Source organism: Nocardioides sp. NPDC006303 (assembly GCF_040613175.1).
Taxonomy (GTDB): Bacteria; Actinomycetota; Actinomycetes; order Propionibacteriales; family Nocardioidaceae; genus Nocardioides.
Genome location: NZ_JBEXRR010000029.1, coordinates 65524 through 80907 on the forward strand (window position 1 = coordinate 65524; position 15384 = coordinate 80907).

Annotated in this window: 13 protein-coding genes; 12 read left to right on the plus strand and 1 reads right to left on the minus strand. The window is 69.6% G+C overall.

Going from position 1 to position 15384, the window contains the following annotated elements:
* Nucleotides 1–47 precede the first annotated feature (47 nt).
* Nucleotides 48–527 (plus strand): hypothetical protein, encoded by a 480-nt coding sequence (locus tag ABZY89_RS20570; protein WP_355230168.1) that lies wholly within the window; start codon nt 48–50, stop codon nt 525–527.
* 31 nt (nt 528–558) lie between these two features.
* Here ABZY89_RS20570 and ABZY89_RS20575 read toward each other — a convergent pair whose 3' ends face one another.
* Nucleotides 559–1245, minus strand: a complete 687-nt coding sequence (locus ABZY89_RS20575; protein WP_355230169.1) for a hypothetical protein — start codon at nt 1243–1245, stop codon at nt 559–561.
* Nucleotides 1246–1381: 136 nt separating this feature from the next.
* Between ABZY89_RS20575 and ABZY89_RS20580 the strand changes: the two genes are divergently transcribed.
* The 11 genes from ABZY89_RS20580 to ABZY89_RS20630 all read left to right on the plus strand — a co-directional run bounded on the left by ABZY89_RS20580 (nt 1382) and on the right by ABZY89_RS20630 (nt 15243).
* Nucleotides 1382–1912, plus strand: a complete 531-nt coding sequence (locus tag ABZY89_RS20580; RefSeq protein WP_355230171.1) for a hypothetical protein — start codon at nt 1382–1384, stop codon at nt 1910–1912.
* A 226-nt stretch (nt 1913–2138) separates the two neighbouring features.
* On the plus strand, nt 2139–3227 hold the full coding sequence (locus ABZY89_RS20585) for a glycosyltransferase (protein WP_355230173.1): 1089 nt from the start codon (nt 2139–2141) through the stop codon (nt 3225–3227).
* On the plus strand, nt 3224–4969 hold the full coding sequence (locus tag ABZY89_RS20590) for a glycosyltransferase family 2 protein (RefSeq protein WP_355230175.1): 1746 nt from the start codon (nt 3224–3226) through the stop codon (nt 4967–4969). Before ABZY89_RS20585 ends, ABZY89_RS20590 begins: the two co-directional genes overlap by 4 nt.
* The gene (locus ABZY89_RS20595) at nt 4966–7032 is read left to right on the plus strand and encodes an acyltransferase family protein (protein WP_355230176.1); all 2067 of its coding nucleotides are present in this window, start codon (nt 4966–4968) and stop codon (nt 7030–7032) included. Before ABZY89_RS20590 ends, ABZY89_RS20595 begins: the two co-directional genes overlap by 4 nt.
* 24 nt (nt 7033–7056) lie before the next feature.
* A complete protein-coding gene (locus ABZY89_RS20600) occupies nt 7057–7509 on the plus strand; it encodes a thioesterase family protein (RefSeq protein ID WP_350834662.1) in 453 nt (150 codons plus the stop codon).
* A gap of 106 nt (nt 7510–7615) precedes the next feature.
* Nucleotides 7616–10783, plus strand: a complete 3168-nt coding sequence (locus ABZY89_RS20605; RefSeq protein WP_355230178.1) for a glycosyltransferase — start codon at nt 7616–7618, stop codon at nt 10781–10783.
* Between the two features lie 20 nt (nt 10784–10803).
* On the plus strand, nt 10804–11424 hold the full coding sequence (locus tag ABZY89_RS20610) for a maleylpyruvate isomerase family mycothiol-dependent enzyme (protein WP_355230180.1): 621 nt from the start codon (nt 10804–10806) through the stop codon (nt 11422–11424).
* Nucleotides 11425–11474: 50 nt separating this feature from the next.
* Complete coding sequence (locus tag ABZY89_RS20615; RefSeq protein ID WP_355230181.1) at nt 11475–12515, plus strand: FUSC family protein; 1041 nt, start codon at nt 11475–11477, stop codon at nt 12513–12515.
* A 316-nt stretch (nt 12516–12831) separates the two neighbouring features.
* Complete coding sequence (locus tag ABZY89_RS20620) at nt 12832–14040, plus strand: VCBS repeat-containing protein (RefSeq protein ID WP_355230183.1); 1209 nt, start codon at nt 12832–12834, stop codon at nt 14038–14040.
* A 142-nt stretch (nt 14041–14182) separates the two neighbouring features.
* Nucleotides 14183–14863: a hypothetical protein gene (locus ABZY89_RS20625; RefSeq protein ID WP_355230185.1), complete on the plus strand. Its 681-nt coding sequence runs from the start codon at nt 14183–14185 to the stop codon at nt 14861–14863.
* 23 nt (nt 14864–14886) lie between these two features.
* On the plus strand, nt 14887–15243 hold the full coding sequence (locus tag ABZY89_RS20630; RefSeq protein WP_355230187.1) for a hypothetical protein: 357 nt from the start codon (nt 14887–14889) through the stop codon (nt 15241–15243).
* The last annotated feature ends 141 nt before the right edge of the window (nt 15244–15384 follow it).

Below are 15384 nucleotides of genomic sequence, written 5' to 3' on the forward strand. Positions count from 1 at the left end.
TCGCTGGCAGTCTTGCGGTGCCCCGTTGGGTCGCCGATGCTGGTCGTGTGAAGCCCATCGAGTTTGAGATCCAGCGCAGGGTCCAGGCACCCATCGACGAGGTGTTCGCGCGGATCGTCGACATCGAGGGCTACAACGAGTGGATGGCCAACACCGGAAGCATGCTCAAGCACGTCCGGCAAACCTCTCCCGGAGAGCCGACGGTCGGTACGACGTACGTCGAGGAGACGAGCCAGGGTTCACAGCCTGGCGAGATCGCTGAGATGGAGGCACCGCAGACGATCGTCTACCACTGGTGGCAGACGTCGAAGTCGGGCAAGCTCCAGTTCGAAGGTTGGCCGAGCTTCCAGCTGCAGTCCTCTGGCCCAGGCGAGACGTTGGTCCGCCATCGCGGCAAGTTGGTGTCCTACGGCATCTGGCGTCTGGGCAAACCTCTCTGGCGGCGATTCGCGATCAAGGAGCGCACCATCACGGTCGACGCCCTCAAGTCCTCCTTCGAGAACGCTCCGGGCTCTTCTTCCGGATGAGCGTTCACGGGCCCGATCGCCACCTGTCTGTCTACTCCACTGGGCGCGGGGAGGCGATAGCCAGGCTCTGGGTACCTGTGAATGCAGGTGCGGCGATCTCCGAGTCTGGCGCGGGACAAGCCGCGATGCCGACCTCGAGCAGAGCGCCCAGCCGTCCGTCATGATCGGGGCTGGCGCTCGCCACGACCCCATCGACGGCGCACTGGACCATCGTCGGCGCGCAACGCCTGGCGAAGGTCTTTGCGTCGATCCGGCTTCGGATCCCAAGACGATCGACCCAGGCAACAGCGCCAGGAACCATCGCGAGCGCGAGCTGGGTCTCCCGCCGGGTGGCCGCCAGATCGGGCTCGGCATCCGCGCACAAGCGCTCAGCTTGAAGCAGGCCGGCTGCCAGCGGGCGCTGCTTCGCTTCCGGGACGTCGGAGATGGCCTGCGCCGCTACTGCAACCGCGACCGCGAGCCACGTCCGGTCGTTTCCGCGTCGGCCCACGACCGAGGGGATGAGTGGTGCCAGCTGCTGGCGTCCGTTGTCGCTGGTGTGATCGTTCACCAGCCTTGCTAGATGGGCGAGCAAGGGATGAGTGCAGGACGGATGATCGCTCCACCGCTCACCGGCGAGCACCGAGGCGAGCTCCATGAAGCATGCGCCGCGTCGTGGCGTTCGATGCCGGCCAGCTGACAGGACCGGGATGCCGTCGGGAATGCGTGAGGGCTTCATCGCAACCTCCTACTCCGAGCATGCGCCGACGCGCGGCTGCGATCAACCCCCGGCTCTCAGGGTCGGGTGCTACCAGCGCACCGTACGGTCTCCTGGTTTCGATGAACCGCGGTGCGGGTTGGCCCGTATACCAGGTATGAGACCTTCTACTTTCTCCCTGGCTAGGGCCGTACTTGCGGCTGCTGCCACAGCACTCTTCGCCGCGGGTTGCGGCAGCGACGACGGTGCGGATGGATCGGACGCCGGCGGCGGATCAGCGCTCGTCTCTGTGGCCGAGGTCGACGACACCGACGTGCTCACCGATGCCGAGGGGCACACGCTCTACACCGCAGAGGTCGAGAAGGATGGACAGATCCACTGCGTCGACACCTGCGCGGAATTCTGGGAGCCGATCGTCGCGTCCGACGCTGACGTCGACGCGGCGAACTCCACGCTCGACGGCAAGTTCGGGATGGTTGAGCGTCCCGACGGATCGTCACAGCTGACGTACGACGGCCTGCCGCTATACACCTTCGCCGAGGAGGGCGCCGGCGAGCTCCAGGGTGACGGCTTCACGGATGATTTCCAGGGCACCCAGTTCGTGTGGGCGGCGGCGCGGACCGACGGGTCCTCGGCCCCGTCGGAATCGGCCACGCCGGATGACAACGGAGGCGGCTTTGGCTACTGACGTGTAGCCAAGGACGGACGTCCGCTCGAGGGCCACCAGGAGGGGTGGGTTCGATGAACCATCGGTGAATCCGTGATGAAGGCATTCGGGGAAGCCGTCTGAGTGGTCAAGGTGGGTTCTTTTGCCTGCCTAGAATCCTGCGGTCACCGGCCAACCGGGGCACCGGCGAGACGTGGTCTCGGCGTTCGGGGGATCGTCACGGTTAAGTACTTTGAGGACCCCCCACATGCCTTCGACCCTGCTGTCGTTCCCCTACTACCGGAGCAACCCCTACCTCACGATGCTCACCGTGGCACCGCGGGCGGCGGGCTGGGACGTGGTCGAGGGAGTGCAGGGGCTCCACCAGCTCGAGGCGCGCGCGGAGCACATGGGACGGGGAGACGTGCTCCACGTCCACTGGACCTCGCCGGTGACCGCCGGCTGCGAGAGCCTCGAGGACGCGTGGGCCAACGCGGCCCGGTTCGAGGACGTGCTGAGCGGCCTGCGCGACCGTGGCGCCGACGTGCTGTGGACGGTGCACAACTCGATCGCCCACGAGGCCGACTACGTCGATGTCGAGCTCGCGGTCGCCAAGGCGCTGGCGAGCTACGCGACCCGGATCATCCAGCTCAACCCGGCAACCGTCGAGGAGACCGCGGCCTACTACGCGCTCCCGCCGGACAAGGTCGTCGACCTGCCGCACTCGTCCTACCTCGGCGTCTACCCCGACGGCGGTGACGACGCCGCCTCGCGCGAGCGCATCGGGGTCCCGCAGGGCGTGCCGACGGTCGGCTTCATCGGTCAGATCCGGGCGTACAAGGGCCTCGACGTGCTCTGCCGGGCGGTGGAGATCGCTGCCGAGCAGGTGCCCGACCTGACCTTCGTCGTGGCCGGCAAGGTGGTGCCCGCCTCCGACGTGGAGACGGTCGAGGAGATGCTCTCGGCGCCCAACATCGTCAAGCGGCTCGGGTTCGTCGAGACCGCCGACTTCTCCGACTGGATGCGGGCCAGCGACGTCGTGGCGCTGCCCTACCGGCGCATCCTCAACTCCGGCTCGCTGCTGGCCGCCGGCACCTTCGGCCGTACCGCTCTCATCCCCGAGGACACCCCGGTCGCGCGGCAGTTCGCCGATCAGCCGTGGGTGGTGACGTACGCGCCGGAGCCTGATGAGCCGGTAGCTCTGGCCGCGGCGATCCTGGAGGCCCTCGACGGGCAGGAGTCGCGGCATCGGGCCGCTCATGAGTTCACCCGTGCGTACACGCCCTACGACATGTCGCGCGACTACCTGCGGCTGCTCGACGAGCTGGCCGGAGATCTGGAGGGTGCAGCCCGATGACCACACCTGAGCTCTCCGTCGTCGTCCCGACGCACGATGTCGGATTGTGGGTCGGCGACCTGCTCTCCTCGATCCTCGACGACCAGTCGACGCCTGTCGACCCGGTGGACCTGGAGGTCATCGTCGTCGACGACGCCTCGACCGACGAGACGTTCGAGATCGCCGAGGCGTACGCCGCCCGCGACCCGCGCCTGACGGTGGTCCGCTCGCCCGGGAAGGGCGGGGGACAGGCGCGCAACCACGGTGTCTCGCTGGCGCGCGGCCGCTTCCTCGCGTTCGCGGACGGCGACGACCTGGTGCCCCGCGGGGCGTACGCCGCGATGCTGCGCAAGACGCGGGAGACCGGCTCGGACATGGTCGTCGGCCGGTTCTTCAAGCTCTTCAGCGACCGGGTCTGGTGGCCGGTGCGGGCGTGGCCGGCGTTCGACGAGGAGCGCACCCTGGTGAGGCTGGCCGACGCGCCGTCGGCCCTGCGCAACCGGGCTTGCTGGAACCGGGTCTTCCGGCGCGACTTCTGGGACACGGCCCAGATCTCGTTCCCGGACGCCTCGCGGTCCAACGACATCGAGCCGATGGTGCACGCGCTGACCACGGCCCGCTTCGACATCGTGACCGAGACCGTCTACGTCTACCGCGACCGGCCCGGGCCGGGATCGATGACGGCGAAGTCCCACTCGCCGGCGGGGATCATCAGCTATCTCGAGCAGGAGCTGCGCTGCGCCCGCCGGATCGTCGCGCTCGGCGACCCGGAGGTGCGGGCGGAGTACGCCTCGCTGATCTTCGACGCCGACGGCTGGATGGCGATCGTCCGCGCGCTGCGGGGGATGGCGGTGATCGACCCGGTCGCGCTGGAGCCGGCGCGGGTGCTGGTCGCCGAGCTGGTCGGGCTCTTCGACGACGGTGTCGTCGACGACCTGGAGCGGGACAAGCGGTGGGGCTGGCGCCTGGTCGAGTCGGGCCAGTGGGCCACCGCCGCCCGGCTGATCGGCGAGGACGTCCGCTGGGGCGACCGGCCGGTCGCCGACATCCTGGAGACGCTGCAGCTGGTCGCCGACAGCGGCGTGGTGCCGCTGCGTACGCTCCAGCGGCCGCTGGTCAACGCCGTCGCGACGATCTCGCTGGGTGACGAGACGCTCGTCGGCGACGACCTCGCCGACCTGGTGCTCAAGCACCGTGACCTGTTCACAGCGGTCGCCGAGGCGGTCACGGCAGGCGAGGCAGGCCGGGCCGGTGAGGCGCCGGTCTGGCGGCTCGGCCGGATCATGGCAGCCCTCGACGAGGGCCCCGAGCTGCTGCGCCGGGTCGTCTCGGGTGCGACCGACCCGGTGACCGCCACCTCGCTCTCGCTCGTCGACGGGCGCGCCCACCTGCGACTGGCCCACACGATGGTGGGCGCCGAGCGGCTCCGCGTGGTGTTCCTCCACGACCGCCGGCGCCGAGCGCTGGACTACGCCGCCGGCGAGCTCGCCTCCGGACAGCTCGAGGTGGCACTGCCGACCACCGCGCTCTCGGGCGGTCGCTGGCGGATGCGGTTCGAGGGCCGCGACGCGCTGGGCGAGTTCGACGGGCCGGTCGTCATCCATGAGGACGTCATCGGCGAGCGGATCGGCGAGCGTGCTCAGATCGTCGAGCTCGACGGCCGCCCGCGCCATGGGATCGAGATCCCGCTGACCTTCGGCGAACGGGGCGTCCGCAAGGCCCGCCGCGTGGCGGGCCGGATCGTCCGCAGGGTGCGCCGGTGACCGCTGTCGCCGTAGCGCCTGCCAAGGACGGGCAGGCCGGGCAGCCGGTGCGGGACAAGCGGCTCGAGATCCAGGCGCTGCGTACGGCCGCGGTGCTCGGCGTCGTCCTCTTCCACCTCTGGCCGGGGGCGATCCGCGGTGGGTACGCCGGGGTCGACGTCTTCTTCGTCATCTCGGGCTTCCTGATCACCTCCCACCTGGTGCGGGAGGCCGCCAAGCCCGGCGGGGTGCGGCTGGGCGCCTTCTGGGCGCGCCGGATCCGGCGGCTGCTCCCCGCGGCGCTGCTGGTGCTCGTGGCCAGTGCGGGGGCGACGTACGTCCTGGTGCCGGAGGCGCTGTGGCAGCAGTTCCTGCGGGAGACGGTCGCAGCCGCGTTCTACGTGGAGAACTGGCAGCTGTCCTGGGCCGCGGTCGACTATCTCGCCGCCGAGGACCCGCCCTCGCCAGCGCAGCACTACTGGTCGCTCTCGGTGGAGGAGCAGTTCTACATCCTGTGGCCGCTGCTCATCGTCGCGGCCGCGTTCCTCACCCGGCGCCGTCCCGAGCGGCGGATCCGCGCGATCCGGGCGGTCATCGCGGCCGTCCTCGTGGCCAGCTTCGCGGCGTCGGTCGTCATCACCGCGACCGACGGCGCCGCCGCCTACTTCGTGACCCACACCCGTGCGTGGGAGTTCGCCGTCGGCGGCCTCCTGGCCGTGCTGCCAGTCTCGCTGAGCCGGGCGCCGGCGCGGTGGGCGGCGCCGGCCGCGGTCCTCGGTTGGGCCGGCCTGCTCGGTGCTCTGATCCTCTTCCGTGAGTCGCTGCCGTTCCCGGGCTGGGTGGCGCTCCTGCCGGTCGCCGGCACCGCGCTGGTCATCTGGGCGGGCGCCCCACACCGATCCGGTGCCGCGATCGTCGGCAACCCGGTCGTGCAGTGGATCGGGACGGTCTCCTACTCGCTCTACCTGTGGCACTGGCCGCTGGTCGTCCTGGTCCCCACGACCGGGCCGGTGCTCGGCAGCTGGTTGCGCGAGCCGCTGATCCTGATGCTCACGATCGGGTTCTCGGCGCTCTCCTACCGGTTCGTGGAGACGCCGTTCCGCACCGGGCCGCTGCTCGGGACGTCCGCGCGCGCCTACCTCTTCGCCGCCCTCGGGATGGCGCTGGTCGCCGCCGTCGCCGTGCCAGGGATCGTGCATGGCCGCAACCTGGTCGAGCAGGGCCAGGAGCAGGCGAACGCACTGGCGTCGGGCGACGTCGAGTGCTTCGGTGCGTCGGCTCTCCTGGACTCGTGTGAGAACCCGGAGCTCGACGGCGTGCTGCTGCCCGCGCCGATCGCCCGCAAGGACGACACCGGCACCGCGTACGACTGCTATCTCACCGAGCGTCGGACCTTCGCCGCCGACGCCCGCCCCCGGGTCTGCCACCTCGGCTCGACCGAGCCCGGAGCGCTCCGGGTCGCCTTGGTCGGCGACTCCCACGCGGCCTCGCTCATCCCCGGGCTGTCCCGGGTCGCGAAGGGCGGGGGATGGTCGGTCGACGTCATGGTCGCCAACGGCGGCGGCCTGGTCGCGCCCGATGCCGGCGACGAGCGCCGTGCCTATCGGAAGGCGCTGCTCGCCCGGTTGACCGGCGCGGAGAAGTACGACGTCGTGCTGGTCACCCAGCGGCGCAGCCCGTCCCTGGCCGCCGGTGAGCCCGACCCGGTCGTCGATGATCTCGTCGAGGCCTGGCGGCCGGTGATGAAGCGGGGTACCAAGGTCGTCGCGCTCGCGGACAACCCGATGCTGACCTCCGAGGCGATGACGTGTCTCGACGGCGCTGAGTCGCTGGCGGAGGCGACGCGTTGCGAGATGACCCGCGAGGAGGCGTACGCCACCTCCGACCCGCTCCCCGAAGCCGTCCGTCGCGCAGGCGCCGGGGCCTCGCTGGTCGACCTCTCGGACGCCTACTGCACGGCCGGCCGGTGTCCGCTGGTGATCGGCCACGTGCTGGCCTACCGCGACCAGACCCACATCACCGCGACGTTCTCCAAGACCCTGGCGCCCTACTTGGTCAGGTCCGTCGAAGACACGCTCTCCTGAGGCTCTGCCTATCATTGGGCGGCGATGAGCACTCCTGACCGCAAGGCCCCGACCCGCGCCGACTACGTGCACTGGCGCACCATCACCACCCGCTGGCGCGACGACGACGCGTACGGTCACCTCAACAACGCGACCTACTACGAGTACTTCGACACCGCCGTCAACGCCTACCTGTTCGAGACGACCGGCGTGAACGTGCGGAAGCTGCCGAAGATCGGGATCGTGGCGGAGACCTCGTGCCGCTACCTGCGCGAGATCGGGTTCCCCGAGCCGGTCGAGGCCGGGCTGGTCGTCGACAAGGTCGGGAGCTCGTCGGTCATCTACCGGATCGGGCTCTTCCAGGGGCCGGGCGAGGAGGCCGCCGCCGAGGGCCGGTTCGTGCATGTCTACGTCGACAACACCGACCCGTCACGTCCGGTGACGCCGATGCCCGACGAGATCCGGGAGGCGGTCCTGCCGCTGTGGCGGCAGAACTGACCGTGACGCCTCGCTAAATCTTGCGTGGCGCCATTCACCGTTGTCCGGCACTGTGACAGGCTGATCCACCGCCGTAGCACGATCTAGAGCGTCTTGGGGGACCTCTGTGGACGAAGAGTTGAAGCGCATCGCACGTGGCGGACTGCGCAGGGGGCGAGACCTTGCTCGCAAGGTCTACAACGACTCGCCCCTCTACAGCCGGGCAGACGACGTACGTCTGCTCGTCGACTGCCCGCTGTTCGACCACGAGTGGTACGCCGAGCAGGTCGGGCAGCGCCTCGACCGCAAACGGGCCGCCCGGCACTATCTCGAGCAGGACCCGGCCAAGCCGCTGGCGCAGCCCAGCCCGCTCTTCGACCCGGAGTTCTTCGTCGCCCGGCTGACCCCGCGGCTGCGCAAGCAGATGGGCGATCAGGACCCGTTCCTCTACTGGCTGCGCGCCGAGCTGTGGCTGCAGCCGACGCACCCACTCTTCGACACCGACGGCTACACCGAGCGGCGCAAGACCGAGAACTTCTACGGCGGCGCGATCGGTCACTACGTCGACCGGGGCGCTCGCAACGGACGCCGCGCCAACGACTGGATGGAGCAGGTCGACGGCCGGTTCCCCGACCTGCGCGACTGGATCCGCGACCGGCGCGCGGAGTGGCAGGCCCGGCAGGGCGTCCCGCAGACCTGGCGGCCGGACATCGACCGCGCCCCGGCCGCCTCGGCCGCCCCCGCCGGTCGTGAGCCGGTCGGCACGGTCTCCGTCATCGTCGACCTGGGCGCCTCCGACGAGCTCGCTCGCGCGACGCTGGACAGTGTCGCCGCCCAGACCGGGGTGAGCACCGAGGTCATCGTCATCGACCGCGGCCTGACCCCGTCGGTCGCCGAGGTCATCCCCGAGGTCGTCCCCGGCGCCCGGGTGGTGCCCGGGGATCCGGACCGCGGTGAGCCCGGCGTGGTCGCGGCGTTCTCGCAGGTGAGCGGCGACTTCGTCGCGTACGTCTCCGGGGGCGATGTGTGGAAGCCCGGCCGTCTCGCGCGGCTGGTCTCGGTGGCCGAGGCGGCCGGGAAGCCGCTGGTCGCCGACGTGCTGGAGCGCCCGTGGCAGGCGGAGCAGCGGTTCGCCATCGACGTACCTCCGGCCTCGCCGGGACCCGACGTGCCCGGTCCGTTGATGCGGACCCTGCTCTCGCGACTGCTGATCTCGGCGCCGCTGCTGGCGGAGGTCGGCGGGCCCCGTGACGACATCGGCTTCGGCTGGGCCTATGACCTCGCGCTGCGGCTGACGTCGAAGGCCACTGTCGAGGTCGTGCCGGAGGTCGGCGTCGAGCGGCGCCAGGGCATCAACCCGCGCCGTCCGCGCCAGGACCGGCTCCCGCTCGACCCCAACGACTTGGAGTCGTGGGAGGACGTCGTACGCAACCGGACCTTCATCGACTGGGCCGCGCTCGGCTCGCGCACCCCGGACCCGGACGTGGTCTCGGTGGTCATCCCCACCTACGACGACTCGCTGCTGACCGTGGGCGCGGTCGAGGCCGTGATGGAGCACGGCGCAGGGGAGAAGCGGCTCGAGATCGTGGTCTGGGACAACGGCTCCTCGGCCCGCGTCTCGGCGGTGCTCGACTCGCTGCCGCTGCGGTTCCCCGAGGTGAAGGTGGTGCACAGCACCGTCAACCACAACTTCGCGCTCGGCAACAACCTCGCCATCCCGTACGTCACCGGGGAGACCGTGGTCTTCCTCAACAACGACACCACGGCGCTGGCCGGCTGGCTGGAGCCGCTGGTCTCGGCCCTCGAGGACCCCGAGGTGCTCGCGGTCCAGCCGCTGCTGCTCTACCCGAGCGGGTCGGTGCAGTCGGCCGGGGTCGTCTTCCCGCCCTACGGCGGGCTGCCCTACAACATGCTCGCCGAGTACCCGCCCGAGGACGCCGCCGGTCTCGACGGCCACCCGTTCTCGGCGCTCACCGGCGCGGCGCTGGTGATGCGCTACCGCGACGTCGTTGCGTGTGAGGGGTTCGACCCGATCTTCACCAACGGCATGGAGGACGTCGACCTGTGCCACCGGCTCGCCGCGCTGCGTCCGGGCTCGTTCCGGGTCGTGACCTCCGCCGAGGTCGTCCACCACGAGTCGAAGTCGAAGGGCCGTTTCGCCCGCGCTCCGCGCAACCGGCTGATCTACCTCGACCGCTGGGTCGGGCGCACCGAGCCTCGCGACGACGTGGCCGCCTGGGCGGCCTGCGGCTACCAGGTCGTCGGCCGGGCGGCAGCCGGGAACCCGACCGGTCCTGCGAAGACGTACGCCGCCACCCGCCCGATCCTCGCCCCGATGCCGCGCGCCTCGGTCGTCGAGGGCGTCCCGCAGCTGCGCTGGTCGATCAAGATCTCCGCGCCTGGGGCGCCGGAGGGGGAGCGGTGGGGGGACACCCACTTCGCCCGTGCGCTGGCCCGCTCGCTGCGTAGGCTCGGCCAATCCGCGGTCGTCGACCACCACTACGAGTGGGAGCGGCCGAGCGCGCTCGACGACGACGTCGTGGTCACCCTGCGGGGCCTCTCGCGCTACTTCCCGGCGCCCGACGGCCGGATCAACATCGGCTGGGTGATCTCCCACCCCGACGCGGTCACCCGCGCCGAGGCGGCCTCGTTCGACCGGCTGCTGGCGGCCGGGCCGATCTGGGCCGAGCGGATGTCGGCACGGTGGGGGATCCGCATCGACCCGCTGCTGCAGGCGACCGACCCCGAGCTGTTCAACCCCGACCGGGCGCTGCCCGACTCCGGTCACGCGGTGCTCTTCGTCGGCACCTCGCGCGACGTGGAGCGCCCGATCATCCACGACGCGGTCTCGGCAGGGCTGCCGCTCTCGGTCTACGGCCATGGTTGGGAGCCCTACATCCCGCGCCACTACGTCAAGGCCCAGCACATGTCCAACACCCGGCTCGGCGCCGAGTACCGGGCCGCCGGGGTCGTGCTCAACGACCACTGGGCCGACATGCGCGACTACGGCTTCATCTCCAACCGGCTCTTCGACGCCGTCGCCTCCGGAGCCCGGGTCATCTCCGACGACGTCGTCGGCCTCCGCGACGTCTTCGGTGACACCGTGCAGGTCTACGAGACCCCCGAGGACCTGGTGAAATGGTCCTCGATGCCCGACCCCTCGGTCGTCTTCGGCACCGACGAGCACATCCGCGCCGAGGCCGCCCGCATCCACCGCGACCACGGCTTCGACGCCCGCGCCCGCTCCCTCCTCGACATCGCGCTCGAGGAGCGCGCCAAACGCGACCGCCCTTAGCGACCTGTCAGAGTGTCCGCATGACGAAGCTGTCGGTGATCCAGCTGCGCGAACGGGACGCACTGGTCGATGACCTGAGGTCGCTCTCGCCCGAGCAGTGGCGCTCGGCCACCCTCTGCGGGAAGTGGGACGCGGAGGAGGTCGTGTCGCACCTCGGCGCGGCCTCGCGACTCTCGTTCCCGGCCTGGCTGCGCAGCATGATCGGGGCGCGGTTCGATCCGGACGTACACAACCGCAGACGGCTCGAGGAGTTCCGCGGGTCCTCGCCGGAGGAGACGCTCGAGATGTACGCCGGGATCGGCCCCATCCGGCTGCCGCGGACGGAGAGCGTCGGCGGGCTGGGGGAGATGATCGTGCACGGCGAGGACATCCGGCGGCCCCTCGGCATCCGGCACGACCCCGACTCCGAGGGGCTCTCGGCTGTTGCCAGGTTCTTCGCCACGAAGGACTTCGCGGTCAACAGCAAGTCGCTGGTCGACGGACTTCGCCTCCGAGCGGTCGACGCCGAGTTCGTGGCCGGCGACGGCCCCGAGGTCCACGGGCGCCTGCTCGATCTCGTCATGGCGATGGCCGGACGGGGCGAGGTGCTCGAGGATCTGAAGGGAGACGGCGTCCCTGAGTTGCGGCGCCGGCTGGGCTGAGCACACCGAACCATCTGGTTCGTCCATGGGGCCGTAAGGTGGCTGATGCGATGACGGCACCACGGTATGGGGGAGACGGTTTGGGCAGCGACCGGAGCCGGCTCGAGCGGTTGATGCAGGAGTCCGTCCGGGTCTCCCCGGCGCCAGGAAGCCATTCGCCCGCCTGGCGCGCGAGCGTGACGCTGCTCGTCGGGTTGGTGGCGCTGGCCGGGATCGGACACATCGAGCTGGCCGCGTACGCCTGCTTCGGCACCTTCGCCTCGATCTACGGCGGCCGCCAGCCGCTGCGAGGACGCTGGCGGACTCAGGCTGCGGCCGGTGCGCTGATGTGTGCCGCGGTCCTGTGCGGCGCGCTCGTCGCGACCTCCCCGCACCGGGCCTGGCTCGTCATCCCCGTCGCCGCGGTATGGGCCGCGGCGGGGTCGATGCTCTCGGACCGGTTCGTGCTGCGGCCCCCGGGGCCGATGTTCCCGGTGTTCGCGGTGGCGACGTGTGCCGCGCTTCCGGTGACCCTGTCGGGGGTCGCGGTGGCGGTCGGCGTGGCGGCCGCCGCGGCCCTGGTCGCCGTGCTCCTCGGTCTGCTCGAGGAGCGGCTGGCCGGAAGCGGAGCCTCGGTCGAGGCCAGTCGTGGTGAGGTACGCCTCGACCACGCGACCGCGGTCGTCGTCGCAGTCGTGGTCGCCGGCACGATCTCCACCGCGCTCGGGCTCAGCCACACCTATTGGGCGATGGTGGCCGCGGCGGTGCCGTTCGGCGTCACCGGGCTGCTGGCGCAGACGACCCGCGGGCTGCAGCGCGTGGTCGGCACCCTGGTCGGCCTGGTCCTGGCAGCGGTGCTGCTCTCGATCTCGCTCCCCGCCCTCGTCGTCGCGGTGGTAGTCGCCGCGCTCCAAGGGGTCACCGAGCTGCTCATCGGGCGTCACTACGGTCTCGCCCTCGTCGCCATCACCCCGCTCTCGCTGCTGATGGTCCAGCTCGGCCACCCGCAGCCCGTCGACGCGCTGCTCTGGTCCCGCCTCGCCGAGACCCTCCTCGGCGTCGTCGTAGGCCTCGCCGCCGCCCTCGCCCTCCGCGAGTTCCGCCGCCGCTGACCCGCCGAAACGTCACGTACGTCGGCCGAGACGTCACATATGGCGGGCGAAACGTCACGCGTGCTTGCTGAGGGGTCGCGTACGTCGTCCGAAGCGCCGCGACGGTGCCAACTCTCCGACCTAAGCGACGCATCGGCTGACGGAAGCGATGCCTCGACGTTCGCGAAAAGGGAGGTTGACGACGGAATCGTGAAGGTAGGCTCCAGAGCGTCATAGCGACTGGTGGCGCCTTTTTGTCAGTGGTGAGTTTCTCGGGGGTCTGATGAGTTCTGTTTATCGCGGCTGGCGGGGCTTCGTTGCTCTTGCCGGAGCAGGTGTGCTGCTGGTGGCATCGGTGTCGGCCTGCGGCGCGGATGAGGAGCCCGTCGAAAAGGGGGCCGACGGCTCGAGCGCCTCTAGCTCAGCGGGGGCTTCTCCTAGTCCGGCGGCCAAGCCGCCGGTGGTCGGTGATATCAACGCGGATGGCTACGGGGACGCGGTAGTCGAAGCAGCCAGCCTGATGGACTTCACCTCTGACGGCACGGCCTTCAAGATGGCGACCAGCTCGGTGCCGACGTCGTATCCAGAAGTGCTATGCGACTTCGACGACGACAACCTTCCCAACGCCATCGAGGAGACTCGGGCTCTCAAGGGCAAGACGGTCGACACCTACAGCGCCCTCGACGCGGAGGGGAATCCAATCGCGTCGGTCAAGCGCCAGCGCAAGGTACAGGGCCTGGTCGTCAACGGTGTCCATTGCGGCGACTTCGACGGCGACGGCCGTCCTGATCTCGGACTCGAGGAGGACATCTACAACCTCGCCGAGCTTGATCGTCCCGAGCTCCACGAGGTGGAGTCCATGCGGGTGAGGTTCACCGTCTACCGCCAGGTGGCTCCAGGGAAGCTCAGCAAACCAGAGGTATGGCTCGACATGCAGACCCCCAAGGGCGAGCCCAGCAACACCGTCTTCGACAAGCACCTCGTCGTCGCTGACCTGAACGGCGACGCCAAGGACGACGTGACACTCTTCGTGGACTACACGACGCGCGAGTTCATGGCCGGCGGGCTGGGCGCCATGTGCGGGCAGGTCGCGGCCTACTCCAACGGCAAGGCGTTCCGGCGCGGACCGGTCCAGAAGTTCGCCGACAAAGAGCGCGGAGGCAGCTCGCCTGACGACGCCGAGATCGCGTGCGAAGCCATCCCGGCAGACACCAACGGAGATGGTGTCGAGGAGTTGGTTGGCCTCGATGACGCAGGCAAGGCTGATGTGTGGTCGGCCAAGGGCGGCAAGTGGAGCCGGACGAAGGCCAGCACGCGGCCGGCCAAGGGCGGCAAAGGGAGTCCCGGCATGCTCGCCGGTGTCACCGACGTCAATGGCGACGGCCGCACGGACCTGATCTCGATCACAGGCCCGGATCGGGCCTCGGTCATGCTGCACGCAGCACAGCCCGACGGCGCTCTCGCGCCACCGAAGAAGATTCTTCAACTCTCGATGAAGGAGTCCAATTACGAGGTCGTGCCTACCCGAATGAACCCGCGGCAGTGACCCCGCGAATGGGCCTCCTGGGCGCTATTTGGTGGTGCTTTGCTGGTGATAGCGTCCAGTCGATTGTTAAGGGCGCTGGTCTCGGGCGTCAGTCGAACGGAGTTCAACTGTGAGTGTTCTTGGCAATCGGCTGAGGCGCGGCGTGGCGGTGCTCGTCGCTATCCTCATCGTCGCGCTCGTGCTGCCGGCGGAAGCCACATCTTCAGAGCCTAGTCCGTCTGCATCTACATCAGGGGGCGCCTCGGCGAACCCTCCGTTGCCGTCGGCGTACGTTGCAGGCAAGCCTGAGGTGCTGGAGCCGTCACGCTCCTACCCCGGCTGGCAGACCTTCCGCAGCAAGGGACCTGGCGTCAGCATCATGGTCCCGCGCAAGTGGAAAGAGGACGAGCAGCTGGCCCACATCGACGGCGAAGATGGCATCGTGGGCGCCGACCAGCGCTTCATCACCTTGCCGCCTTGGGGCGAGAGCGCCGTGACCGACTGGACCGGAATCCTCGAGGTCGTCGCCATGAAGGACGAGCCGTTGTTCGGAGGACCAACCGAGGACGTCTCAAACATGACGGCCTGGCTGGACAAGCAGGTTCCACAGCGGCTCCATGATCCGACGACCGGGTTCCGACTACCGAATCTGAAGGTCGGCAACCTAGAGCTCTACCACTACGTCGACTACGCCAACGCCGACGGAATCGAGCGCCAGCATCACTTCGGTGGGTACCACAAGAAGTACTTCATCCACGTGACCTGGACCTTCCACTACATGATCTCGGCCGAAGACGTCGAGAAGTACATCAGCCAGGTCATGGCGACCATGAAGGTTTCGTGAGCGGGGAAGTGGCAATGCGAATCGTGAAGCTGATCGTCGTCCTCGCCTTGTCCTGCGCCTTCGGCGCGTGTGGCGCCGCGTCCGAGAAGGAGACGGGGGCCGGATCCGAGAGCCCGGCGGTGAAGGCCGATCCGCTCTCCGAAAGAGACCAGGTGCTCTGCACCCACACCGAGAACCTGCCCCCACAAGAGGAAGACGAGGACGGGATCTGGAACGCCCATTTCCTCCTGATGAGCGATTGGGCCGAGAACACCGAGATCAGAGCGATCGCCAACGAGTACCGCACGACCTACCTCGAGCCGGAAGACGCCGCGGTCTACCCCGATCGCGTCCTGAAGGTTTGTGCCAAGCACGGTGCCGCGGACGCACCTGCCGGCTGAGTGTCAACTCGGCCGTTTTAAGTGACGCTTCGGCTGTCCGGGATGACGGTTCGGGCGTCGGGGCGCTGAGGTAGAGGATTTCGCGCCGAGTCGGCGCAACCGCACGCCTCGCTCGCTTCGCTTCGCTCCAAGGCGTGCAGT